Source organism: Duganella sp. SG902 (assembly GCF_013376005.1).
In the GTDB taxonomy this organism is placed as follows: domain Bacteria; phylum Pseudomonadota; class Gammaproteobacteria; order Burkholderiales; family Burkholderiaceae_D; genus Rugamonas.
This window is the reverse complement of record NZ_JABMJK010000003.1, coordinates 419,029-443,779: the sequence shown is the minus strand read 5'-3', so window position 1 is coordinate 443,779 and position 24,751 is coordinate 419,029. Positions and strand designations below refer to the sequence as shown.

Genomic DNA, 24,751 nt, shown 5'->3' with positions numbered 1-24,751 from the left:
TGCATATCGATATGCGGAAAACTACTGGTGATCGCGCATCCAGCCTTTCAGGCCGTTGACCCAGTTTTTGGCCGGCAGGTTCAGGGTTTTCCTGATCTCGGCCGCGCGCTCGTACAGCACGCTGAAGTCCAGCGCGGGCGCGTTCTTGAAGGCGATGACGACGATGTTCGCATCGTGCACCTCCGGCAGCCACACCACCGCGTCGAACACCAGCTCCATGGTCTGCAGGTTCTTGTCATAGTTTTTGAAGTCGTCGCCAAACACATTGGTGGTCATCATGCCGCCGTCGCGCAGCACGTTGGCGCAGCCCTCGTAAAACTCCTGCGAATCCAGCACCGGACCCCGCGCCTCCTCATCGTACAAATCCACCTGCAGGATGTCGACCGTGTCGCGGTTGGCTGGATCGAGCACGAAGTCCATCGCGTTCATTTCGCGCACGTTGAGGCGCTCATCATTGGGCGGCAGGGCGAACTGCGCCTCGCACATGGCGATCACGTTGGGATTGAGCTCGATGGCGGTCACGCGCGCCTGCGGCAGGCGGCGGTAGCAGAACTTGGTGAGCGCGGCGCTGCCCAGGCCCAGCTGCACGATGTGGCGCGGCTGGTCATTAAACAGAAGCCACATCATCATCATCTGCACGTATTCGAGCTCGATGTTGTCCGGCTTGGCGATGCGCATCGCGCCCTGCACCCATGAGGTGCCGAGATGCAGGCTGCGCACGCCCTCAAATTCCGTGATGGTTGCAGGAGGATGGCCGGGTAGATCGAACCGGATGTTGGCTGTGGAGAGCTTTGAAGACTTGGACATAGCCTGTCAGTTTAGCAGGCTCAATGGATGTGCACATCGCGCAAGAGGTCATAGCGGTGAACGAATGGGCCAACATTGGCGCCCAACACATGCTGTGATGCACAGCGCCGCAATTTCTTTGGCACGCGGGCCGAGGCCAAATAAACAGTAGAGCAGCGCGATGTTTCGCTTGGCTTGTGCCTTCTTTTTCACCAAGTTGACGACGCGAGGCACCTCCCGCTTGCTCCGTACCCATAAAACCGACATAGCCCTTGGACGTGAGGTTTCGCGTATTTTCCACATAAACAAAATGCTATCCTCATGGACACAGGCCGAGAACGGCCAGAAGCAGGTGTTCGAACTTGCCGGTATTGCGTTATGCGGATTCCAAGATTGGGACAGTACGTCCCAGAGCCACTATCACCTCAGCGGTCGCTTCTCGCCGCTTACTAATGAAATTAGATCTTATGACCGTTCATAGTCCAAAAATCAGTGATGTTGTTTGTCCGATATTCCTCGGTGCTTGGAAAGACAACGAGTTCGAATATCGAACAATAACGGGGACCACCTTTAGTATCGGGAAACGCGGATTTGCTATAACGGCCGCTCACGTAATCGATCAGATTGCTGACGATGGAGGCGGCGCTGCAGTCGGCGCTGTTAGTGCTGCTGGTGTATGGGTGCCTATTCGAATTCTGGAATCAGAGAAACACCCGACTGAGGATGTTGGCATCTTACGGCTAGCTTCAATTCCACATCCGTCATGGCTGGTGATTTCGCATACCTCAGAGAATCAAAGTTGTACCTATGACTGCTGGGGTTATCCGATTGCCATAGCTGAACTTTCAAGTAAGTATGAGGAAGACGGACTGGATAACCCTGATCTGGTTTATACACATGGGTACATCCGCAGGCGCATTAGTCGCAGTCTACCTATGTCAGTTTACCGTGGTGTCGCGTTCTACGAGATTAGCGATATCGCCGGCGACGGATGCTCGGGCGGTCCAGTAATTAAGAAGAAGTCGGTTGGGGGAGCAACTTGGGATATTCTCGGAATCTACATTGGTGCCTCACAAGCTAGTGGTATCGAAGTCGCGTATGCAACTCGTGCTGATGCTTTCGCCGATTGGGTGCCTAAAATCCTGAACCGATCAGTGAGTGAAGAGTCGCGTGACCTATAAACAATCTGACCGGCAAGCTGTCGCCAATCGGCCATAAGCCGCCATTGTCATTGTTAGTTTTTATGAAAGAGTGATTTGATGGATTCTGTTTCTGAAAGCTTTGCTAATAATAAGAAGAATAGGTTTAGCCGTAGAGAGTGGCTGTTTTTGATTTGTATATTGTTGATGGTGGAATACTGGATATTTCATGTGTCCATCGAGTTCGCTGATTCGCAAAGTGTCTTGAATTATATTTCTTTTGCCGGGACGATATCATCAATTATTTTAGCTGTAGTTGCTATCATTTATAGCTTCGTTCAAGGGGATTCCCAACAGGCCATGTCTGGGATATTGGCTCGGGAATTAGAAAATTTGAAGGACGTTGCAGGGGATTTGTCGGAATACAGTTCGGAATTTAAAACCCACCTGGTTCGGGTTGATACTATTACCGATAAAATCGAGGCATTAGACAGAGGGATCCTTGCTTCACAAGGGCAGCTTAGTAGTATCCAAGGCGTAGTTACTAAGATGTCAGAAGCGCAGGCAACCATGGGCTTAGGGATAAAATCATCTATAGTTAATGTCCCAGCAGCTCCAGCAGGGCAGCGGACAGATAATGAGATGTTGCGAATTATTTTGCGCCGCAGCACCTATGAGGCAGATATTATTTCTTATGCATTAAATGCTTATTCGGGTATTGATGAAAATAAACGACCTAGCTACTTCATATTTATTTCTAACATCGTCGCAAGTGCAATGCTAGAAGCTTCTAAACAAAAGGCCCCTAGTGTTACGTCGAATCTAAATGGTTATATTGATTCCGTTCACCAAATATGTATGGTCCTTCGAGCTGCTGATTTTATTATTCTTGAAAACGATAAAGGCATGTCGAAGAGCTTCTCACTTTCTCGCTCTCTGCTTGAGTCATTGCCGGTTTTTGCTACAGAAGTGCGTGCGAGTGATAATCCATATGTTAAAGCTTCGATTGCCGCGATTGATGAATCTGTAGCTAAAATTTGATGTGCAATGCTCCCACGCGAACGGCGGCTTCGGGGTGCGGATTCAATCGGTGGTCGCAACACTCTAACCTAAATGCATAAGCATGAGGAGTGTTGATCATGAAACAGAGACCTCGGATCTATTACACTGAAAGCCAGAAGGCACTGATGTGGGATCGTTGGAAACAAGGCGATTCCCTTCAGACGATTGCGCGATTGTTCGATCGAAACCATTCGTCGATCCAGCCTATTCTTGCGCAGACAGGCGGCATACGTCCAGCACAACGCTGCCGGTCTGCAAGGGTACTTACACTAACTGAACGCGAAGAGATATCGCGCTCGGTCATCACAGGTGAATCCGTGCGCGCACTTGCGCGGCGCCTGCGACGCGCGCCATCGACGGTCAGCAGGGAAATCAACCGCAATGGCGGACGTTCGGCCTATCGCGCCGTACAGGCCGATCAGCATGCTTGGGATCAGGCGCGTCGCCCCAAACCTTGTAAGCTGGTCGAGAGCCCGCGACTGGCCGAACTGGTCGCCGACAAGCTCAAGCTCGATTGGTCGCCTGAGCAGGTTGCTGGATGGCTCAGGCATATGTTCCCGAGTTCGCAGGGGGATCACGTGTCGCACGAAACGATTTATCGCAGCCTTTACATCCAGGCCCGTGGCGCGCTGAAGAAGGAGCTTCTTGAGCATCTGCGCCGGACACGTGTTATGCGCCGCTCCCGTCATCACACGCAGAAGACCGATAACCACGGCAGGATCAAGGATGCCATTTCGATTAGCGAGCGCCCCGCGTCGGCAGCGGATCGCGCGGTCCCAGGGCATTGGGAAGGCGATCTGCTGTTCGGCAGTCACAACAGTCAAATCGCCACGCTCGTCGAGCGCCAGACGCGCTACGTTATGTTGGTCAAGGTGGCGGGTAAAGACACGCAAACTGTCGTGGATGCACTGATTCAGCACGCCATCAAACTGCCGCAGGAACTCTACAAATCGCTGACGTGGGACAGGGGTAAAGAGCTCGCCGATCACAAGCGATTTAAGTTGGCGACCGATATCCAAGTCTACTTCTGCGATCCACAAAACCCTTGGCAGCGCGGTTCCAATGAAAACACTAACGGCTTGCTTCGGCAGTATTTCCCCAAGGGGCTGGATCTGTCAGGCTATTCACAAGGCCAGCTCGACGCAGTGGCGAATCGACTGAACAGTAGGTCAAGAAAGACGTTAGACTACGAAACACCAGCACAACGATTTGAACGATGTGTTGCATTGACCGATTGAATACGCAGGCGATTGCCGTCTATCGCTAAATAAGAACAGCTGATGGCGAGTTGGTGGTCCTTCGCTGGGTGGGGGAGCCGCTTCCTGCCTGCGTGTCAAATTGACCAAGTAATCACCCTTTGCACGTATTCGAGCTCGATGTTGTCCGGCTTGGCGACGCGCATCGCGCCCTGCGCCCACGAGGTGGCGAGATGCAGGCTGCGCACGCCCTGGAATTCGGTGATGGTGGCCGGGCTGGTCGACACGGACGGCGGGGGATGAGGACTTGGACATCCCGTTGGTTTATCAGGCCAGCGGCAAGATCATGGTCACGGTCAGGCCGCCGCCGTCGCGGTTGGTGAGGGTGATGCGGCCGCCGTGGGCTTCGGCGATCTCGCGCGCCAGCGCCAGACCGAGGCCGGTGCCGCTGCGCTTGGTGGAGTAGAACGGCACCAGCGCGTTGGTCAGCACGGTGTCGCTCATGCCGGGGCCCCGATCCTGCACGTCGATGCGCACACCTTCGTGCAGGCGGCGCACTTCCAGGCTGACTTGCTCGGGCGGCGAGCCGGATTCGTGGGCGTTCTTCAGCAGGTTCAATAGCGCTTGCTCCAGCTGGGCCGGATCGAAGGCGCACGGTTCGGCCGGCGCCTCGCCGATCTGCTGGAACACCACCTGCTCGCCCAACTGGGTCAGGAAGGGTTGCCAATGCTGGGCCTCGAGGCGCGGCGCCGGCAGCTTGGCGAATTGCGCGTAGCCGAGGATGAAGCTTTCCAGATGGCGCGTGCGCTCCTCGATGGTGGCGAGGATCTGCGGCAGGCGCTCGGTCTGGCCGCGCCGCACCAGCTCCGCGCCGGAGTGCGCCAGCGAGGTCAGTGGCGCCAGTGAGTTGTTGAGTTCATGGCTGATGACGCGAATGACCTTCTTCCACGTTTGCACTTCCTGCCGGCGCAGTTCCATGGTCAGTTGGCGCAGCAGCAGCAGTTCGTGCTTGCGGCCGTTCAGGTTGAAGCTGCGGCGCGCCAGGTGGTAGACGTCTTCCTCCTCGCCGTCCTTGGTGGTGAACAGGCCGTCGCCGCCGCGCGCCAGCGCTTCCAGCAGGGCCGGCGAGGCGCTGCTCAGCACTTCGTCGAGTTTATGGCCTTCCAGCTTGCGGCCCTGGTTGAGCAACTGGCGCGCGGCCACGTTGGCGTAGACGATGGGGCCGGACTCGCTCACCAGCAGCATGGCGACTGGGGTGTTTTGCACCATGGTGTCGAGCAGCAGTTCGCGTTGCACGAGGTCGAGGCGTTGCTGGCGCAGCACGTCGCCGAGGGCGTTGTGGGCGGTGACAAGGTCGCTCAGTTCATCGTTTTGCGGCCAGTGCAGGCTGAAGGAAAAGTCGCCGTCCTTGTAGCTGGTGACGGTGCCGGTGAGGGCGCGGAACAGCGACAGCATGCGTTCCAGCTCGGCGCGGATGGTGATGATGGAGATCGGCACCACGCACAGCAGGCAGATGGCCAGCACCAGGCCCGGATTGTGGGGGAAGAAGTGATCGGCCGCGAGCGCGATCAGGATGCCGACCGTGAGCAGCGTGCCGACCAGCGCCGTCCAGCGCGTGAGCAGCGAGAGCCGCAATCCGCGCGGCCGCCGCGCCTCGGGGCCCAACGGCGCGCTCTGGCGCCGGCGGGTGCCGCCTGGCGGTGGCGCGGCGCGATCGCCGGAGGCGTCGTCCTGCGCGTCCATCACGGACGGACGATGCCGAGCCGCTCCATGCGGCGGTAGAGCGCCTGGCGCGACAGGCCGAGTTCCGCCGCCGCTTGCGCCACCACGCCGCCGGCGCGGCTCAGCGCCATGCTGATGGCGTCGCGGTCCGGCTCGCGGCTGGCTTCGTCGCCGGCGTTGCCGCCGCCCGCCGCCGCCGGCAGGCCGAGATCTGCCACCCGGATGACGTCGCCGCTGGCCAGCAGGCCCGCGCGCATCATCACGTTCTTCAACTCGCGCACATTGCCGGGCCACTGGTGCGCCAGCAGCGCCGCCTGCGCATCCGGATGCAGTTGCTTGTCCGGCCCGAGGAAGTGCATGGCCAGCGGCAGGATGTCCATTGGCCTTGCCGCCAGCGGCGGCAGGCGCAGTTCGATCACGTTCAGGCGGTAGAACAAATCCTCGCGGAAGGTGCCGGCCCGGATCATGGCCTGCAGGTCCGCGTTGGTGGCGCTGACCACGCGCACCTTCACCTGCCGCTCGCGATTGGAACCCAGCCGCTCGAAGCGCCCGGTCTCCAGCACGCGCAATAATTTCATCTGCCCGGCCAGCGGCAGGTTGCCGATTTCATCGAGGAACAGCGTGCCGCCATCGGCCGCCTCGAACTTGCCCTCGCGCGCCTTGGAGGCGCCGGTGTAGGCGCCGGCCTCCGCGCCAAATAACTCCGCCTCGATCAGCTCGGACGGAATCGCGCCGCAGTTGAGTACCACGAACGGCCCGTTGCGCACCGAGGAATTGGCCTGGATGATTTCCGCGATCCGTTCCTTGCCGGTGCCGTTGGGGCCGGAAATCAGCACCGGCACGTCGGCGCGCGCCACCTGGCAGGCCAGGTGGATCACGCGCTCCGTGGCCGGGTCCTGGAATACCATGCCGCGCAAATCGTGGCCGCGTTCCAGTTCGCGGCGCTGGCGCAACTCGCCCTGCACGCGCTGCTGCAAGGCGCGTTTGGCCTGCCCCAGTTCGATCAAGTTGTTGACGGTGGCGATCAGCTTGTGATCGTCCCATGGCTTGGCCAGGTAGTCGGCGGCGCCGGCCTTGATCAGGTCCACCGCCGCGTTCAGGTGCGTCCACGCCGTCAGCAGGATCACCGGCAGGTCCGGATAGCGGTCGCGGATGGCGTTGAACAGCGCCGTGCCTTCCTCGCCCGAGGTGGTGTCGGCAGTGAAGTTCATGTCCTGGATGACCAGGTCCACGCTGTGCTGTTCCAGCATGGCCAGGCCGGCTTCGGGCGAGGCCGCGCGCAGCGCCGCGATATCGTGCAGCGAGAACAGCACTTCGAGGGCCACGGCGACGGCGGCGTTATCGTCAATGATTAATACGGTAGGCATGCCGTAAGCATAACATTGTCGCTCCACTCAGGCGCTGCGCGTGGCGGTGGCTGGCGAAATGCTGGCCGCGCGCCACGCCGGACCGTACACCGCGCTCAAGCCCAGCGCCCAGAAGATGGCGGCGCCGCCCAGAAGGTAGCCGGCCGGCAGGCGCGGCATCTCCAGCTGGCTGACCAGCATCTGGTTCAGGCCCAGCGCGATCAGCAGGCCGGCCGCCACGCCGGCACTGGTGATCATGAAGTTCTCGGTGATGAAGTAGCGCAGGATGTCGATGCGGCGCGCACCGAGCGCGCGGCGCACGCCGATCTGCTTGCGGCGCTGTGTGACCCACAGGCTGGCCATGCCGACGATGCCGCTGGCGGTAATCAGCAACAGCAGCACGCTCACCGTCACCAGCATCCACGCCAGCGCGTTGTCGGCGCGATAGCGTTCGGCGCGCATCTCGCTCACGCTGCGCGCGCGCGTGACCACCGGCGTCGGCGAGGCGGTGCGGATGGTTTCCGCCGTCTCCTTCATCACCCGGTCCAGCTGCCCCGGCTCGGCGCGCATGGTGTAGTGCGTGACGGCGATGCCGGTCAGGCGGGTCGGCGTGATGATCGAATACTCGCCGGTGTCGCCGATCTGCGCGCCCGGCGTCTGCAGGCGATCCACCACGCCCACCACCTGCACGCTGCGCGACTTGTCGCCGGTGCCGAAGTACACCGTCTTGCCGACGTAGCTGCTCTGGCCCGGCCACATCTTCTCGGCCAGCGAGCGGCTGACGATGCCCACTTTTGGGAAGTCGTCGCTGGTGGTGGTGTCGATCTCCGGCACCTCGTTCGGATAGAAGTCGCGGCCTTCGACCAGCTTCAGGCCCCAGGTCTTCACCAGCGAATCGGCGGTGTGGTAGCTGGTCGATTGCGCGGTGGTGCGGGTTTGTTTGCGGTCGACCGCGAGGCCGGTGTAGTTGCCGGAGCGCGACAGCGGCATCTGGCTGGTCTCGGCGACCGACAACACGCCCGGCACGGCGCGCAGCGCGGCGGTGTCCCGGCGCTGCGTGGCCAGCTGCTCTTCGTGGCCGCCTTGCTTCAGGTGGCGCACGGTCAGCACGAAGATGTCTTCCTCGCGTTCCAGCCCGGACGGACGGGCCGACACGGCCTGCCGCACCTGCACGATGTGCAGCGCGTTGGCGAGGATGCCGAGGCTGAGCGCGACCTGGATCGCCACCAGCACCGGGCCGGTCTTATTGCGCAGCAGCGCGGAAAGGATAGGACGGATTTCCATGATGGCGCTCGCTTATTGGGATTTGAGTTGCAGGGCCGGCGTTACCTGGCAGGCGCGCCAGGTTGGCAGCAGGCCGGCCAGGACGGCGGACAGCACGGCCAGCGCGAAGGTGGTCAGCAGCATCACCCAGTCCATGTGCGCCACCAGCGTCAGCGCCTTCGATTGCATGGCGATCAGCGCCAGCGCGCCGAAGGCCAGCAGCAGGCCAAGCACGCCGCCGACCAAACCGACCACCGTGGTCTCGATCAGGAACTGCGCGAAGATCTCGCGGCGCGAGGCGCCCAGCGCGCGGCGGATGCCGACTTCCGCCGCCCGCACCGAAAACTTGGCCAGCAGCAGGCCGATGGTGTTCACCAGGCACAAGACGAGGAAGCCGAACGCCAGCCACGCCGACAGCTTGTTGTCGTTGCCGACCACCTTCATGTAGTCCAGCCATTCGCGCACGTCGTACAGCATGTTGGGGGCGTTGCGTTTCAGGCGGCCCAGCTTGCGCTGCTCGGTGGCGTAGGAGTCGAGGAAGCTTTGCAGCTCGGCGCGGTCCGAGGCGCCTCGGGTTTCGATCCACGCCTGGATCCAGGTGCACTCGGAATCGAGGAAGGCCTGGAAGCCGGGCGCGATGTCTTCGTAGCAGCTGGTGCTGCCGTTGCGCGGGAATTCGTGGCGGATGGCGCTGGCGAAGGGAACGAACAGTTCATCCTCCTCGCCGAAGGCGCCATCGTTGCTGCCGATGATGCGGTGGAAACGTGGCACCACGTTCCACGTATTCAGCACGCCGACGATCTGGTACTGGTGGCCGCCCAGCGTCATGCGCTTGCCGACCGGGTCGGCGTCGCCGTACAGTTTTTCCGACAGCGCGCGGCTCAGGACCACGACGTCGGCGGCGTTCTTGTCCTCGGCCGGCGTCCAGCCCTGCCCGTGCAGGAAGGGCGTTTCGAACATATTGAAGAAGTCCGCGGTCGGCGCGATGCCGCGCACGTTGAACGCGCCGATATCCTTGCGTTCCGGCTCGATGGCGACCCCGATGCCGAAGATGACGGTGCGGCGCTCGCCGGCCTTGCTGTTAAGGATATTGGTGGCGTCGCGGTAGCTCAGCTGATTGTCGTCCGGCTTGTCGCCGGGCTTGTAGTTGTCGGGCAGGCCGTTGTCCACCAGCGGCACGAACAGGCGGTCGCTCTTGTGCGGGATCGGGTCGCCCGACATCACGTGCAGGATGGTCAGGGTGGCGATGCTGGCCGCCACGCCGACGGCCAGCGTCAGCACCATCAGCGCGGTCAGCGCCGGGTTGCGGCGCAGGCTGCGCACGCCCAGCAGGAAGTAGTATTGGAACATGCTGCGCTCCTTGGCTTAAGCGACGTGGCTGACGGTGCTCAGCGACGGCGCCTTGCGCACCAGGTCCGACACCTGGCCGTCGATGATGTGCACATTGCGCTGGGTGCGAACAGCCAGTTCAGGGTCGTGGGTCACCATCAGGATGGTGGTGCCCTGGGCGTTGATCTCTTCCAGCAGCTCCATCACGCCGCGCGCCATCTGGGTGTCGAGGTTGCCGGTCGGTTCGTCGGCCAGCAGCAGCTTGGGCGAACCGGCCAGCGCGCGCGCGATCGCCACGCGCTGCTGCTGGCCGCCCGACAGCTCGGCCGGGTAGTGCTTCATGCGCGAAGCCAGGCCGACCTTCGCCAGCGCGTCCTCGATGCGTTCCTTGCGCTCGGCCGCGTTGAAGCCGCGATAGCGCAGCGGCACGTCGACGTTGTCGAACAGCGACAGGTCGGGAATCAGGTTGAAGCCCTGGAAGATGAAGCCCAGCTTTTCATTGCGCAGGCGCGAGCGGGCGTTGTCGTCCATGCCCTTGACGTTGATGCCGTCCAGGATGTACTCGCCGTCGGTGAACTCCTCCAGCAGGCCGGCGATGTTGAGGAAGCTGGTCTTGCCGGATCCGGACGGGCCGGTCACGGTGACGAATTCGCCTTGCTTGACGTCGATCTCGAAACCGCGCAGCGCGTGGGTCTCGATCATGTGGGTACGATAGACTTTGCTCAGGTTTTTCATGCGCAGCATGGAGGGCCTCTTCAGAAAGTTATTGGTTGATCGAGACGCGTTCGGCGTTCTCAAAGGTTTCGGTGCCGGCGACCACGATCTTGTCGCCTTGTTTCAGGCCGCCGAGGATTTCCACGGCGGAGACGCTGGTGGCGCCCAGCTTGATCGGGGTGCGGATGGCGATGCCGTCGCGCACCACGTAGGCGTAACGGCCGCCTTCCGATTCCACGAACGGGCCGCGCTGCACCATCAGGGTGTTGGGCTTTTCATCGATCAGCAGGCGCGCGGTGACGCGCTGGTTCTGGCGCAGGCCGGCCGGCTGCTCGCCGTTGAAGCGCACCCGCGCCAGCACCTGGTTCTTCACCACCTCCGGCGACAGCGCGGACAGCTTGCCGGTGGTGGTGCCGGTGCCGTAGTTGACCTCCGCGTTCATGCCCAGGCCGATGTCGGAGACGTAGGTCTCCGGCACCTCCAGCTCCACCTCGAGGCGCGACAGGTCGACCAGCGTCATGAGCGGCGTGTTGGCCGGCACCACGCTGCGGTCGGCCACCGACAGCGTGCCGATGAAGCCATCGACCGGCGCGCGCACGGTCAGCTCGTCGACGCGGCGCTGGGCGTTGGACAGGGTGCTGCGCTGCTGGTCCAGCTGCTTGATCTTGGACTCCAGCTCCAGCGCCACGTTGTCGTTTTCCAGCGCCGAGGCTTCCTTGGCGTGCTTGGCGCGGATCACGGCGGAATTCACCGCGTCCTTGGCGCGCTGGTATTCGATCTTGGCCACCGCGCCTTCGTTGGCGACGGCGTCGTAGCGCTCCAGCGTGCGCTGGGCCGAGACCTGGTCGATTTCGGCGGTGTCGGCGTCGCGCTGGGCCAGCAGTTTCTGTTTGCGCGCCAGGATGCGCTGGCGCGCCACGTCGGCCTCGATCTGCGCGTAGGCCGCCTGTTCGCGCTTGAGCGCATCGGACAGGTCGGGCGATTCCAGCACGGCCAGGATGTCGCCTTTCTTGACCGTGTCGCCGGCGTGGACTTTCAGGGTGACGGTGGCCAGCGACGGCGCGTACAGCGTCGGGCTGACGGCGGCCACCACGCGGCCGTTGACGGCGGCGTCGCGGACCAGCGTGCCGCGCCCGACTTCGGCGATGCGCAGGCGCGAGGCGTTGACGGAATGGTCGCTGCCGCGCCAGGTGTGCAGCAACGACCAGCCGATGGCGACCAGCGCCACGGCGCCGGCGGCGATGAGGATGCGACGCTTGGCGGCCCGGCCTTTCGGCGGGGCGATGACGGCGTCTTGATTGGAAGTGTCGCGAATCATGATGGCTCTGTTGTGAGTGGATGGACAACGTTATGCAGAAAGCGTGCCACTCGCTAAGTGTTTGATTTTTATGGACTGGGATAGCGTTGTCCGCTGTCCGACTGGCGTCCGCCTTGTCCGCGCTGTCCGCCCGGACTTGAAAAACTGGCAACCACACGCATCTACCGCCGCATGAACGATTACCCTTTTGTCGCCAGCGACGTGGCCATGTACCGCCGTATCTTGTCCCAACCGGACAGCGTGATGGATCAGCAAACCTGGGACGACTTGCTGTTGCCCGCCTACAGCGCCGAGCTGGCGCGCGAGACCAGCATCTTCGGCCAGCAGGAACTGCATCGCAGATTGCACGCCGAGGACGACGTGTCCGCGTCCGCCGCCCGCGTCCGGGCGCTGATGGCGGACGACGCGCGCCGCCGGCAACTGGAAGCGGCCACCAGGGACTTGCGCGGCGCCGACCGCGAGATCAGCGAGACCGTGTTTGGTCCGCCGCAGCCATCCTCGCCGCGCTGGCTGCCGCTGCTGGCGTGGCTGCCGGTGCTGTTCCTGCTGTCGGCTGGCTTGGCGCTGGCGACCGGATGGCTGCCGTTGTGGGGCGTGGCGCTGGCGTTGTGTCTGGTGCTGTGCGCGGTGCAGGCGCAGCATCACAACGCGGTGCAGGAGTGGGGCCGCATTCTCCATTCCATGCAGTTGATGCTGCGCGCGCATACGCTGCTGGCGTGGGACGATAGCGCGCAGGCGGGCAAGCTGAATCGCCGCATCAGCCGCTCGTTGGCCTCGCGGATGCCGGGCGTGAGCGACTACGCTGACTGGCTATGGTTGCTCAACGTGCGCCACTACTACCGCAGCCGTGAGGTGGTGAACGAAAATATCGGCTTCCTGCGCGACAGCTTTGCGCGGGTGGCGGTGTTGGACGCCGACCTGGCCTTGGCGCGCCATCTGTCGCGGCAGCAGGCTTACTGCTGGGCGGAGCGTGGCGACGCGGTGGCCTTGACGCAGGTCGTCCATCCGCTGCTGGACGACGCTGCGGCGCTGTCGTTCGGCATGGCGGAGCAGGGCGTGTTCATCTCGGGCCAGAACGGCGTCGGCAAAAGCACCTTGCTGCGCACCGTGGGCCTGAACCTGATCACCGCGCGCGCGTTCGGCTTTTGTTACGCCGCGCGTGCGGTGACGGCGCTGCTGCCGGTCTACTCCAGCATGCAGAACGAGGATGCGCTGGGCGCCGGCGAAAGCTTCTACATGGCCGAACTGCGGCGCGGCCAGGAGCTGCTGGCATTGGCCGCGCGACGGCCGGCGGTGTTCATCATCGACGAGATCTTCCGCGGCACGAATTACCTGGAGTCCGTGTCGGCCGCCGCCGCGGTGCTGCACACGTTGGCGCAGCAGGGGCGGGTGATGGTGGCGTCGCACCATCTGGTGCTGGCGTCGCTGCTGTCCGACTGCCTGCAACCGTGGTGCGTGCGCCGCGACGGCGATGCGTGGCGGCTGGCGCCCGGCCTGCTGCAGGATACCAACGGCATCCGCCTGCTCGGCGAACGCGGCTTCGCGCCAGCCATCATCGCCAAGGCCAACCGGGTCCACGCCTGGCTCGGCGATTACATGGCCCATCCGCAAACCATGATTGACTTTGCGGGGAATGCGGCCTAATATTTCTGTGTTGACAGAAATAAGAGAAGCCCATGAAGATGACCCCGACCATCCAGAAATACATTCTCCACTGGGGTGAAATGGGCGCGCGGTGGGGGGTGAATCGCACGGTGGCGCAGATCCACGCGCTGCTGTTCCTGGCCAATCAACCGCTGCACGCCGAAGACATCGTCGAGACCCTGAACGTGGCGCGTTCCAATGTCAGCAACAGCCTGAAAGAGCTGCAGAGTTGGGGATTGGTGCGCGTGACGCACGTCGCCGGCGACCGCCGCGATCACTTCGTCGCCCTGCAGGACGTGTGGGAAATCTTCCGCGTCATTGTGGAGGAGCGCAAGAAGCGCGAGATCGATCCCACCCTGACGGTGCTGCGCGCCTGCGCGGTGGAGGCGGAACACGATCCGCAACTGGAACAGGCCACCAGGCTGAAGATGGAGCAAGTGCTGGACTTCCTCGAAATGCTCACGGCCACCTATGACGACTACAAGCACCTGCCGCCGGCGACCATGCAGCGCTTCCTGAAAATGGGCGGCAAAGTGGCGCGTTTGCTCGGCAGCGATTAAAAAAATTTCGGTAAATATTTCTGTCATTACAGAAATAACAGATGGGAGGCGGTATGAAAGTATTGATACTTGGCGCCACTGGATTAATCGGCAGCCATGCGCTGCGGGCCTTGCGCGCGGCTGGTTGTGAAGTGATTGGATTGAGCCGCCGGCGGCCGGCCGGCGAGCGGCCGCAGGACTGGCGCGAGGCCGAGTTTGGCCGCATGACCACGGAGGCGGACTGGCTGCCGTTGCTGGCGGGCGTGGACGCGGTGGTCAACTGCGTCGGCATCATCCGCGAACAACAGCCCGGTGATTTCGACCGGCTGCACCGCGCGGCGCCGGTGGCCGTTTTCGCGGCGTGCGAGCGCGCGGGCGTGCGGCGCGTGGTGCAGGTGTCCGCGCTGGGCAGCCATCCGGACGCCGCCACCGGCTATTGGCGCAGCAAGGGCGCGGCGGAAGCGGATCTGCTGGCGCGCGGCCTGGAGTCGACCATCATCCGGCCGTCGCTGGTATATGGCGAGGAGGGCGCCAGCAGCGTCATGTTCCGCATGCTGGCCACGTTGCCCGCGCTGATGATGCCGATGGCGCATGGCGCCAAGGTACAGCCCATCCACGTCGAAGACCTGGCCGCTGTGATCGTCAAGCTGGTGACGGCGGTCGCCGCCGGCCCGCGCGAGCTGGCGGTGGTGGGGCCGCGCGCCACCACCATGGCGGGCTATCTGGGCGACCTGCGGCAAGGCATGCGGGCGCCGCCGGGGCTGGTGCTGGATTTGCCGCTGCCGCTGGCCCGCCTGGTGGCGCGCGTGGCCGCGTTGATGCCCTCCAGCGCGTTGACGCCGGAGTCGCTGCTGATGTTGGAGCAAAGCGCGGATGGTGGCAACACCGCCGACGCCGGCCCCGCCACCGCGCTGTTAGGCCGGCCGCCGCGCGATCCGGCGCATTTCGCCCGCCCGGCGCAACGGTTCGCCGCCGTGTGGGATTGGGCCGCGCCGCTGATCACCATCATGATAGCCTTCATGTGGCTGTGGACCGCGGCCGTGTCCTGGTTCGGTTGGCCGCACGAGGAAAGCCGCGCGTGGCTGGCGGCTTGCGGCGTGCCGGCCGCCGCGCGGGAAGCCGTGCTGCTGGCGGCCAGCCTGACCGACGCCGCAATCGGCGCGCTGCTGTTGTTGCGTCCGCGCCGCTGGCTGTGGGCGGCGCAGCTGGCGCTGGTGGGTGGCTACACGCTGGTGATGAGCGTCTGCCTGCCGTTCTTCTGGCTCCATCCGTTCGGCCCGCTGAGTAAGAACCTGCCCTTGCTGGCGTTGATGTTCCTGATGTGGAGGGCGAGTAAATAATGGACTATATGGCGATCAAATGGCTGCATATTCTGTCAGCCACCTTTATGTTCGGAACCGGCTTCGGTACGGCTTTCTACATGTTTTTCGCTAACCGTAGCGGCAACGTGCCGGCCATCGCCGTGGTGACCCGGCTGGTGGCGCGCGCGGACTGGTGGTTCACCACGCCGGCCATCATTATTCAACCGTTGTCTGGTCTTTGGATGATGCATCTTGCTGGGTTTCCGCTCGGCTCGCGCTGGATCGTCTGGTCGATCGCGCTGTACTTGCTGGCAGGTGCGTGCTGGCTGCCGGTGGTGTGGCTGCAGCTGCGCATGCGTGACATGGCGGCGCTGGCCGCTGCCCAGGGAGCGGCGCTGCCCTCGCGCTACTGGCAGTATGAAAAGATATGGACGGGGCTCGGCTTCCCGGCATTTGGCGCGTTGCTGGTGGTGTACTGGCTGATGGTGCATAAGCCTGCGTAAGGCATGCCGGCCCGATTAAGCTACATTTTGCATGTAGTTTATTAGCGTATAATTACTAAAGGGCAATTGTTAAATGCGACGGGAGATCACGCGTGAAAAATATAACTGTGAAGACAAGCCTGCTGGGCGTGCTGGTGTTGTTTGCGGGGATGCTGCTGGTCGGCGCCGGGCTCGGAATTTTCGCGTTGCAGCAGTCGAACCGCTCGATTGCGGAAGTGCATCAGATCGCTTCGCAGATCATCATCATCAACGACGCCTACAAGGACACCACGCGCACCCGCTCGGCCATGACGCGCGGCTATGCGGCGCTGAAAGAGGCCGACAACAAGGCCGAGCGTGACTCGGCGCTGGCCAGCGCCCAGAAATCCTACCTGCGCACGCTGGACTTCCTCGACAAGTTTGACAAGACACCCAACTACCCAGGGCAGGACGCCCAGCTCAAGAAGGATCTGGTGGACGCCGGCCGCAAGCTGTCCGTGGTGCTGGAACGCGCCTCCGCCGCGCTGGCCAAGGATGATACCGCCGCCTACTCCGCCATCAATTCCGCCGAGCTGACCCCGACCGGCGCCGCCTTCTCCACGCTGCTGGAAAAGTTCCAGAAGCTGGGCGATGAGCAGATCAGCGACCTGGCCGCCAAGCGCGCCAGCGAGTACACGGTGGTCATGTGGCTGGTCGCGCTGGGCCTGCTGATCGCGCTGGCCCTGGTGTTTGGCGCGCACCTGATGCTGCGATCCACCGTGCTGCTGCCGCTGGCCGGCGCGGTCGAGCAACTGGACCGCGTTGCCAGCGGCGACCTGACCGCGCACATCGAGGCTTCCGGCGACAACGAAATCCAGCGCTTGCTGAAGGCGATCCAGCGCATGCAGGGCGATCTGCTGTCCACCGTGTCGCGCGTGCGCCAGGGCGCGGATGTGATCAACACCGGCTCGCAGGAACTGGCGGCCGGGAATATGGAGCTGTCCTCGCGCACGGAAACCCAGGCCAGTTCGCTGGAGGAAACCGCCGCCTCGATCGAGGAGCTGACCAGCACCGTCAAGCAGAATTCGGAAAACGCCCAGCATGCGCGCAAGCTGGTGGAGGGCGCCTCGGCCACGGCCGCGCAAGGCGGCGAGGTAATGCAGCAGGTGGTCTCCACCATGAATGACATCAACGACGCCTCGCGCAAGATTGTCGATATCACCGGCGTGATCGACGGCATCGCGTTCCAGACCAACATCCTGGCGCTGAACGCGGCGGTGGAGGCGGCGCGCGCCGGTGAGCAGGGCCGTGGCTTCGCGGTGGTGGCGACCGAGGTGCGCAACCTGGCGCAGCGCTCGGCCGCGGCGGCCAAGGAAATCAAGGTGCTGATCGATGATTCGGTGCAGAAGATCCAGCTGGGCACCAATCTGGTCGAGCAGGCCGGCACCACCATGACCACGCTGGTGGGCGATGTGCATCAGGTGACGCAGATCGTCGGCGAAATCGCCGTCGCCAGCCGCGAGCAGAGCGAGGGCATCGATCAGGTCAATCAGGCGGTGGCGCAGATGGACCAGGTGACGCAGCAGAATGCCGCGCTGGTGGAGGAAGCGGCCGCCGCCACGCAGTCGCTGCAGGATCAGGCCGGCCAACTGCAGCAGACCGTCAGCGTGTTCAAGATCGGCGACGCGGCGGGCGGCGGCCGTATGGCGGGCCGCCTGGCACTGCGCTAGGGCGCGTCAATGCTGGTCCCGGCCGCTCCCGCGCCGGGTGCCGGCCGGAACGTATGCTCTTTATTTTTCCTGTTTGAGCGGTTTGCCCTTGTCCATCACTTCGCGGCAGTCGCCCTTGAAGCTGGCGTTGTCGTAGTTGGACCAGCCGTAGCTGTCGACGTAGCGCTTGTGCTGCTTGAACTGCTTGTTGAGGAAGCTCCACTCCAGCTTTTGATCGTCGTACTGGATGTCGCCCAGGTCCAGCAGCGTGTGGAACATGTTCTCGGTGGCCAGCCGCGCCTTGCGGTGGCGCAGCAGTTGCCTCACCTTTTCCGGATAGCGCTCCTTGTACAGGTCCGAGTACCAGACCATGGCCGGCACGTGGAATTCGTACTGGGTGTTGTGGCCGTGGAAGGCGATGTTGCAGCTGCCGTCGTACAGGGTCTGGCCGTGGTCCGCCACGTACACCATGGAGCTGAGCTGTTGCGTGTCCTTGAGCTGCCGGATCACCTGCGACAGGAACCAGTCGGTGTAGAGGATGGAGTTGTCGTAGCTGTTGTTGAGCTGCGGCTTGATCTTCAGGTCGGTGTACACCGGCTTGTCGACGCCGAACAGCGACGGCTGCCATTTGTCGAATTCCTTCGGGTAGCGCTGGCTGTAGTTCCAGTGGTTGCCCAGCGTGTGCAGCACGATCAGCTTCTTCGGCGCCGGGTCGCCGATGGCGTGCCGCAGCGGCTCCAGCAAAATCTGGTCGAAGTTGGAGTTGTTGGTGAAGCCGCCCAGGTTCATGAACTGGATCACGTTGGCCTCCTTGGCGAACACCGACACCGGCGTGTCGAACTGGCCGAACGAGATCTGGTTGGACAGCCAGAAGGTCTTGAAGCCGGCCTCCTTGTAGGCGGTCAGGAAGGATTTCTCGTAGAAGCCATCCTTCAGCGCCTGCATGGCCGGCTTGCGCGAGATGATCACCGGCACCGACAGGCGCGTGGCCGAGACCGAGGTGATCACGTCCGGCAGCGTCACCAGGTTGGGCTCCTGGCGCAGCAGCGGCGTGGTGTCGCGCGAGTAGCCGTTGATGCCCCAGCGGTCGTAGCGCGACGATTCGCCGATCACCATGATGACGATCTCCGGCGCGTCGTTCTTTTGCGGCTGGTGCGCGCCGAAGGTGAAGCTGCGGCTGCGCCGGCCGAGGTCGGCCAGGTATTCGCGCTCCTTGTAGAAGTCGACCCCGCGCGCGGTCAGGCCGAACGGCCAGGACGAGGCGAAGTCGCTGAACGCCAGCGGCGTGCGCACGCGCCAGGGCAGCGCCGGCCAGTGCCAGCCGGTGCGGCCGGCGCCGGCGATGGCGGCGTGTTCCTGCGCGCTGTCTTCCGGCGCGTCCTCCTCGGCCTCTTCCTCGCTGGCGGACGCTGTGGACGCGGCGCTGGCGCTGGCATGCGGCGGCGGCGCCGGCTTGCCGCGCACGCCGAATTCCCAGCCGTAGGCCCACAGCGCGCCCAGCGCCAGCAGCGCGGCCAGCACGGCCCGGCGCGACTTGCCGCGCCAGGTCAGCGTCGGGCTGTGGCGCGCCGCCACCTGCACCGCGCCGCCCCACAGTATCATGGCCAGCAGCACCGCGCCCATCAGCCAGACCTTGCGGCCGAGGAACTCCATCGCCTCCTTGGGGCTGGTCTCGGCAATGATGCCGAGATGGTGGGTGGAGATGCCCTGGCCGTAATAAATATACAAGTAGATTTCGGTCGGCAGCGCCACGAACGCCGGGATCAGCAGCCAGTGGAACCAGGCCGGCCGGCCGAACACGCTCCACACCGCCAGCCAGGCCAGCGCCTCCACCGCCAGCACGTGCGCCAGCTCCGGCACCTGCTTGCCCAGCAACAGGGGCACGCAGGGCACCAGCGACAACATCAGGTAGCTGGCAAGCACGAACAAGGGGGCGGGACGCGGCAGGGATGGCATTCGGCGGACAGGGGATGATGGATTAGTCCGCTATTATCAAGTGTTTCTTGATCCTTGCAAGCCGCATGGCGCCGTGAAATTGGTTGACTGAGCCGCGCTTCACGTCTATACTCGCGAGTTCTCAATTTATTCTGCACATCGTATACGCTGAATCCGGCTGCTCCGCGAGAGTGGCTGTTTGCGCCTCCGTTGCCCAGTAAATCGGGAGAAGGTTTTTTGTCCCCGGCACTATGACCGGGTTGTTAACGTTGTAATTTAGTTGGGTTTAGAACGATGCCAACCATCAATCAACTGATTCGCCAACCACGCACCAAGCTGGTCGTGAAGAGCAAATCGCCGGCGCTGGAAAACAGCCCGCAAAAACGTGGCGTGTGCACCCGTGTGTACACCACCACTCCTAAGAAGCCTAACTCGGCACTGCGTAAAGTTGCCAAGGTGCGCCTGACCAACGGTTTCGAAGTCATTTCGTACATCGGCGGCGAAGGCCACAACCTGCAGGAACACAGCGTGGTCCTGCTGCGCGGCGGTCGTGTGAAAGACTTGCCAGGTGTGCGTTACCACATGGTTCGCGGTGCACTGGATACCCAGGGCGTTAAAGACCGTAAGCAAGCTCGCTCGAAATACGGTGCCAAGCGCGCCAAGCAAGCCAAGAAGTAATCTACATTAATTGAGTTGAGCCGGTCGTGAGACCGAGTAAGTGGTTGGCTATGATGGCCGCCGCGAGTGACCGCAAGGCACTCAACTGAAGATAAAGGAAATGACATGCCACGTCGTCGTGAAGTACCCAAGCGCGAGATCCTGCCGGATCCAAAATTCGGCAACACCGATGTCGCCAAATTCGTGAACGTTCTGATGCTGTCCGGTAAAAAATCGGTCGCTGAAAACATCATCTACGGTGCCTTCGAGCACATCGCCCAGAAATCGGGCAAAGACCCGCTGGAAGTGTTCGCCACCGCGCTGAACAACGCCAAGCCGCTGGTTGAAGTGAAATCCCGTCGCGTTGGTGGTGCCAACTACCAGGTGCCGGTTGAAGTCCGCCCAGTGCGCCGCATGGCCCTGTCCATGCGTTGGCTGCGCGAAGCTGCCAACAAGCGCAGCGAGAAGTCCATGCCACAACGTCTGGCTGGCGAGCTGATGGAAGCGGCCGAAGGCCGTGGCGGCGCGATGAAGCGTCGTGACGAAGTTCACCGCATGGCTGAAGCGAACAAAGCGTTCTCGCACTTCCGCTTCTAATAAAATCGGCCAGCTGCTGAGCTGGCTGTTATCCGTTGTTCGAGGCCGGGCTCATTTTTGTCACCAAAAATGGCGCTCGGTTTTGTCCATTAAACGATTTAGGATTAATTATGGCCCGCAAGACCCCCATCGAGCGCTACCGCAATATCGGTATCTCCGCTCACATCGATGCAGGTAAGACCACCACCACCGAGCGCGTTCTGTTCTACACGGGCGTGAACCACAAGATCGGTGAAGTCCACGACGGCGCCGCCACCATGGACTGGATGGAGCAGGAACAAGAGCGTGGTATCACCATCACCTCGGCTGCGACCACCTGCTTCTGGAAAGGCATGGCGAACAACTTCCCTGAGCACCACATCAACATCATCGACACCCCGGGCCACGTTGACTTCACCATTGAAGTTGAACGCTCGATGCGTGTTCTGGACGGTGCTTGCATGGTTTACTGCGCAGTGGGCGGCGTTCAGCCACAGTCGGAAACCGTGTGGCGTCAGGCCAACAAGTACAAAGTGCCACGTCTGGCCTTCGTCAACAAGATGGACCGTACCGGCGCGAACTTCTTCAAAGTGTACGAGCAGATGCGCGCACGCCTGAAGGCCAACCCAGTGCTGATCCAGATCCCGATCGGCGCCGAAGACAACTTCAAGGGCGTGATCGACCTGGTCAAGATGAAAGCCATCATCTGGGACGACGCTTCGCAAGGCATGAAGTTCGACTACGTCGACATCCCTGCCGAGCTGGCCGATTCGGCCGCCGAGTGGCGCGAGAAGATGGTTGAAGCCGCCGCCGAGGCGAACGAAGACCTGATGAACAAGTACCTGGAAGAAGGCGACCTGTCGGAAGCCGAGATCAAGAAGGCGCTGCGCGACCGCACCATCGCTTCCGAGATCGTTCCAATGATGTGCGGTACCGCCTTCAAGAACAAGGGCGTGCAGGCCATGCTGGACGCGGTGATCGAATACCTGCCGTCCCCAGTGGACATCGCAGCCGTTTCGGGCACCGACGAAGACGAGCAGCCAGCCACCCGCAAGGCCGCCGACGACGAGAAATTCTCGGCGCTGGCCTTCAAGATCATGACCGACCCGTTCGTGGGCCAGCTGGCCTTCTTCCGCGTGTACTCGGGTGTGATCAACGCCGGCGATACCGTGTACAACTCGGTCAAAGGTCGTAAAGAGCGTCTGGGCCGTATTCTGCAGATGCACGCCAACCAGCGCGAAGAGATCAAGGAAGTGCGCGCCGGCGACATCGCCGCGGCAGTGGGCCTGAAGGACGTGACCACCGGTGAAACCCTGTGCGATCCAGCCTCGATCATCACCCTGGAAAAAATGGTGTTCCCGGAGCCGGTGATTCAACAGGCTGTGGAACCAAAAACCAAGGCTGACCAGGAAAAAATGGGTCTGGCACTGAACCGTCTGGCGCAGGAAGACCCGTCGTTCCGCGTGAAGACCGACGAAGAGTCGGGCCAGACCATCATCGGTGGTATGGGCGAGCTGCACCTGGAGATCATCGTTGACCGCATGAAGCGCGAATTCGGCGTGGAAGCCACCGTGGGCAAACCACAGGTTGCCTACCGTGAAACCGTGCGCAAGACCGTGTCCGATGTGGAAGGCAAGTTCGTCAAGCAGTCGGGTGGTCGTGGTCAGTACGGCCACGCCGTCGTGACCCTGGAGCCACAGGAACAAGGCAAGGGCTTCGAGTTCGTCGACGCCATCAAGGGCGGTGTGATTCCTCGCGAATTCATCCCTGCGGTGGAAAAAGGCGTGCGCGAAACCCTGAACACCGGTGTTCTGGCCGGCTACCCGGTGGTGGACGTCAAAGTGACCCTGACCTTCGGTTCGTACCACGATGTTGACTCGAACGAAAATGCATTCCGCATGGCCGGTTCGATGGCCTTCAAAGAGGCTTGCAAACGCGCTAACCCAGTCATCCTGGAACCAATGATGGCCGTGGAAGTGGAAACGCCGGAAGACTACGCCGGTACCGTGATGGGCGACCTGTCGTCCCGCCGCGGTATGGTGCAGGGCATGGACGAAATCCCAGGCGGCGGCGGCAAGATCATCAAAGCCGAAGTGCCACTGTCGGAAATGTTTGGTTACTCGACCACCCTGCGTTCCGCAACGCAAGGTCGTGCGACCTACACCATGGAGTTCAAGCACTACTCCGAGGCGCCTAAGCACGTTATCGACGCTATCGTTACCGCGAAAGCGAAGTAATTCTGGTATTTTTGCGGCCGGATAGATCATCCGGCCGCACATTTAAAAACTTTGTTCTGAGGAAGAATCAAAATGGCAAAAGAAAAGTTCGAGCGGACTAAACCGCACGTCAACGTAGGCACCATCGGTCACGTCGACCACGGCAAAACCACCCTGACCGCAGCAATCGCTACCGTTCTGTCGAAGAAATTCGGCGGCGAAGCTAAGGCTTACGACCAGATCGACGCTGCTCCAGAAGAAAAAGCACGCGGCATCACCATCAACACCGCCCACGTCGAGTACGAAACCGCCGGCCGTCACTACGCTCACGTTGACTGCCCAGGCCACGCCGACTACATCAAGAACATGATTACCGGTGCCGCGCAGATGGACGGCGCGATCCTGGTGTGCTCGGCCGCTGACGGCCCAATGCCACAGACCCGCGAGCACATCCTGCTGGCGCGTCAGGTTGGCGTTCCTTACATCATCGTGTTCCTGAACAAGTGCGACCTGGTGGACGACGCCGAGCTGCTGGAACTGGTGGAAATGGAAGTGCGCGAACTGCTGTCGAAGTACGAGTTCCCAGGCGACGACCTGCCGATCGTCAAAGGTTCGGCCCGTATGGCGCTGGACGGCGACACCGGCCCGCTGGGCGAACAGGCCATCATGCAACTGGCCGAAGCCCTGGATTCGTACATCCCGACCCCAGAGCGCGCAGTTGACGGCACCTTCCTGATGCCAGTGGAAGACGTGTTCTCGATCTCGGGCCGCGGCACCGTGGTGACCGGTCGTGTTGAGCGCGGCATCATCAAGGTCGGCGAAGAGATCGAAATCGTGGGCATCACCGACACCGTGAAAACCACCTGCACCGGCGTGGAAATGTTCCGCAAGCTGCTGGACCAGGGTCAAGCCGGCGACAACGTTGGCCTGCTGCTGCGCGGCACCAAGCGTGAAGACGTTCAGCGTGGTCAGGTTCTGGCCAAGCCAGGCTCGATCAAGCCGCACAACCACTTCACCGGCGAGATCTACGTTCTGTCGAAAGATGAAGGCGGCCGTCACACCCCGTTCTTCAACAACTACCGTCCACAGTTCTACTTCCGTACCACCGACGTGACCGGTTCGATCGAGCTGCCAGCCGATAAAGAAATGGTTATGCCAGGCGACAACGTGTCGATCACCGTCAAGCTGATCAACCCGATCGCTATGGAAGAAGGTCTGCGCTTCGCTATCCGCGAAGGCGGCCGTACCGTGGGCGCCGGCGTGGTTGCCAAGATCATCGCCTAATTTTTTAGCGTGATGTGAAGCAGGGCCGACATGGTGTGATACCATGTCGGCCTTGTTTTAAAAAACTCGTTCTTTTTAAATTGCTGGCGCTACAAAGTTGCCAGTTCGCTCTTTGAGGAAATTATCATGACCGTTACCAATCAAAAAATCCGTATCCGCCTGAAGGCTTTCGACTACAAGCTGATCGACCAATCGGCCCTGGAAATCGTGGACACCGCCAAGCGCACCGGCGCCGTGGTCAAAGGCCCGGTCCCACTGCCAACCCGCATCCAGCGTTTCGACGTTCTGCGTTCGCCGCACGTCAACAAGACCTCGCGCGACCAGTTCGAAATCCGCACCCACCAGCGCCTGATGGACATCGTCGACCCAACCGACAAGACCGTTGACGCCCTGATGAAGCTGGACCTGCCAGCCGGCGTTGATGTCGAAATCAAACTGCAGTAATCGGTTTTAAGTTGGCAGCCACGGCTGCCGGCTGATGACGGGCCCGCACGCGCAAGCGTCCGGGCCCGTTGTTTTTGGCGGCGCCAAAATATTCGCGCGCGTGGCCCGTC

At 62.1% G+C, this 24,751-nt stretch carries 22 protein-coding genes; 13 read left to right on the top strand and 9 right to left on the bottom strand.

The features are described 5' to 3' along the window. Positions 1 to 21: 21 nt before the first annotated feature. Entirely contained in the window at positions 22 to 807 is a 786-nt protein-coding gene (locus FHW83_RS08650; RefSeq protein WP_176645937.1) for a methyltransferase domain-containing protein, read from the bottom strand. A gap of 431 nt (positions 808 to 1,238) precedes the next feature. On the opposite strand from FHW83_RS08650, the gene FHW83_RS08645 reads away from it, so the two are divergent. From FHW83_RS08645 to FHW83_RS08635, 3 genes are all read left to right on the top strand, one after another. Then, a complete protein-coding gene (locus FHW83_RS08645) occupies positions 1,239 to 1,967 on the top strand; it encodes a trypsin-like peptidase domain-containing protein (protein ID WP_176645936.1) in 729 nt (242 codons plus the stop codon). A 78-nt stretch (positions 1,968 to 2,045) separates the two neighbouring features. After that, positions 2,046 to 2,966, top strand: a complete 921-nt coding sequence (locus FHW83_RS08640; protein ID WP_176645935.1) for a hypothetical protein — start codon at positions 2,046 to 2,048, stop codon at positions 2,964 to 2,966. 98 nt (positions 2,967 to 3,064) lie between these two features. Next, on the top strand, positions 3,065 to 4,225 hold the full coding sequence (locus tag FHW83_RS08635) for an IS30 family transposase (RefSeq protein WP_176645934.1): 1,161 nt from the start codon (positions 3,065 to 3,067) through the stop codon (positions 4,223 to 4,225). A 95-nt stretch (positions 4,226 to 4,320) separates the two neighbouring features. Here FHW83_RS08635 and FHW83_RS08630 read toward each other — a convergent pair whose 3' ends face one another. From FHW83_RS08630 to FHW83_RS08600, 7 genes are read right to left on the bottom strand one after another with little or no spacing between them, the layout of a single operon-like run. Continuing rightward, entirely contained in the window at positions 4,321 to 4,470 is a 150-nt protein-coding gene (locus FHW83_RS08630) for a hypothetical protein (protein WP_229224084.1), read from the bottom strand. 40 nt (positions 4,471 to 4,510) lie between these two features. Beyond that, positions 4,511 to 5,926 carry a PAS domain-containing sensor histidine kinase gene (locus tag FHW83_RS08625; RefSeq protein ID WP_176646082.1) on the bottom strand — a complete coding sequence of 472 codons (1,416 nt, stop codon included), beginning with the start codon at positions 5,924 to 5,926 and terminating at the stop codon, positions 4,511 to 4,513. After that, a complete protein-coding gene (locus tag FHW83_RS08620; RefSeq protein WP_176645933.1) occupies positions 5,926 to 7,272 on the bottom strand; it encodes a sigma-54 dependent transcriptional regulator in 1,347 nt (448 codons plus the stop codon). Before FHW83_RS08620 ends, FHW83_RS08625 begins: the two co-directional genes overlap by 1 nt. Positions 7,273 to 7,299: 27 nt before the next feature. Next, entirely contained in the window at positions 7,300 to 8,535 is a 1,236-nt protein-coding gene (locus FHW83_RS08615) for an ABC transporter permease (RefSeq protein WP_176645932.1), read from the bottom strand. 12 nt (positions 8,536 to 8,547) lie between these two features. Next, positions 8,548 to 9,864: an ABC transporter permease gene (locus FHW83_RS08610; RefSeq protein ID WP_176645931.1), complete on the bottom strand. Its 1,317-nt coding sequence runs from the start codon at positions 9,862 to 9,864 to the stop codon at positions 8,548 to 8,550. Positions 9,865 to 9,879: 15 nt separating this feature from the next. Then, positions 9,880 to 10,587 (bottom strand): ABC transporter ATP-binding protein, encoded by a 708-nt coding sequence (locus tag FHW83_RS08605; protein WP_176645930.1) that lies wholly within the window; start codon positions 10,585 to 10,587, stop codon positions 9,880 to 9,882. A 19-nt stretch (positions 10,588 to 10,606) separates the two neighbouring features. Then, positions 10,607 to 11,875 (bottom strand): efflux RND transporter periplasmic adaptor subunit, encoded by a 1,269-nt coding sequence (locus tag FHW83_RS08600; RefSeq protein WP_176645929.1) that lies wholly within the window; start codon positions 11,873 to 11,875, stop codon positions 10,607 to 10,609. Between the two features lie 171 nt (positions 11,876 to 12,046). Here FHW83_RS08600 and FHW83_RS08595 point away from each other — a divergent pair, with 171 nt between their 5' ends. From FHW83_RS08595 to FHW83_RS31310, 5 genes are all read left to right on the top strand, one after another. Further along, the gene (locus FHW83_RS08595; RefSeq protein WP_176645928.1) at positions 12,047 to 13,519 is read left to right on the top strand and encodes a DNA mismatch repair protein MutS; all 1,473 of its coding nucleotides are present in this window, start codon (positions 12,047 to 12,049) and stop codon (positions 13,517 to 13,519) included. Between the two features lie 32 nt (positions 13,520 to 13,551). Further along, positions 13,552 to 14,079 carry a GbsR/MarR family transcriptional regulator gene (locus FHW83_RS08590; RefSeq protein WP_176645927.1) on the top strand — a complete coding sequence of 176 codons (528 nt, stop codon included), beginning with the start codon at positions 13,552 to 13,554 and terminating at the stop codon, positions 14,077 to 14,079. 53 nt (positions 14,080 to 14,132) lie between these two features. Next, positions 14,133 to 15,398 (top strand): SDR family oxidoreductase, encoded by a 1,266-nt coding sequence (locus tag FHW83_RS08585; protein ID WP_176645926.1) that lies wholly within the window; start codon positions 14,133 to 14,135, stop codon positions 15,396 to 15,398. Further along, positions 15,398 to 15,862, top strand: a complete 465-nt coding sequence (locus tag FHW83_RS08580) for a DUF2269 domain-containing protein (RefSeq protein ID WP_176645925.1) — start codon at positions 15,398 to 15,400, stop codon at positions 15,860 to 15,862. The genes FHW83_RS08585 and FHW83_RS08580 overlap by 1 nt, the downstream gene beginning before the upstream one ends. Positions 15,863 to 15,954: 92 nt before the next feature. Further along, on the top strand, positions 15,955 to 17,550 hold the full coding sequence (locus FHW83_RS31310) for a methyl-accepting chemotaxis protein (RefSeq protein ID WP_176645924.1): 1,596 nt from the start codon (positions 15,955 to 15,957) through the stop codon (positions 17,548 to 17,550). A 60-nt stretch (positions 17,551 to 17,610) separates the two neighbouring features. On the opposite strand, the gene FHW83_RS08570 is transcribed toward FHW83_RS31310, so the two are convergent. After that, positions 17,611 to 19,485, bottom strand: a complete 1,875-nt coding sequence (locus FHW83_RS08570) for a phosphoethanolamine transferase (protein ID WP_176645923.1) — start codon at positions 19,483 to 19,485, stop codon at positions 17,611 to 17,613. A 273-nt stretch (positions 19,486 to 19,758) separates the two neighbouring features. Here FHW83_RS08570 and rpsL point away from each other — a divergent pair, with 273 nt between their 5' ends. From rpsL to rpsJ, 5 genes are all read left to right on the top strand, one after another. Further along, on the top strand, positions 19,759 to 20,142 hold the full coding sequence (rpsL, locus tag FHW83_RS08565; RefSeq protein WP_092281397.1) for a 30S ribosomal protein S12: 384 nt from the start codon (positions 19,759 to 19,761) through the stop codon (positions 20,140 to 20,142). 105 nt (positions 20,143 to 20,247) lie between these two features. Then, positions 20,248 to 20,718, top strand: a complete 471-nt coding sequence (gene rpsG / locus FHW83_RS08560) for a 30S ribosomal protein S7 (protein WP_155468423.1) — start codon at positions 20,248 to 20,250, stop codon at positions 20,716 to 20,718. Between the two features lie 110 nt (positions 20,719 to 20,828). After that, positions 20,829 to 22,934: an elongation factor G gene (gene fusA, locus FHW83_RS08555; RefSeq protein WP_176645922.1), complete on the top strand. Its 2,106-nt coding sequence runs from the start codon at positions 20,829 to 20,831 to the stop codon at positions 22,932 to 22,934. Between the two features lie 72 nt (positions 22,935 to 23,006). Further along, positions 23,007 to 24,197 (top strand): elongation factor Tu, encoded by a 1,191-nt coding sequence (tuf, locus tag FHW83_RS08550; RefSeq protein ID WP_176645921.1) that lies wholly within the window; start codon positions 23,007 to 23,009, stop codon positions 24,195 to 24,197. A 126-nt stretch (positions 24,198 to 24,323) separates the two neighbouring features. Next, complete coding sequence (gene rpsJ / locus FHW83_RS08545; RefSeq protein ID WP_072786805.1) at positions 24,324 to 24,641, top strand: 30S ribosomal protein S10; 318 nt, start codon at positions 24,324 to 24,326, stop codon at positions 24,639 to 24,641. The last annotated feature ends 110 nt before the right edge of the window (positions 24,642 to 24,751 follow it).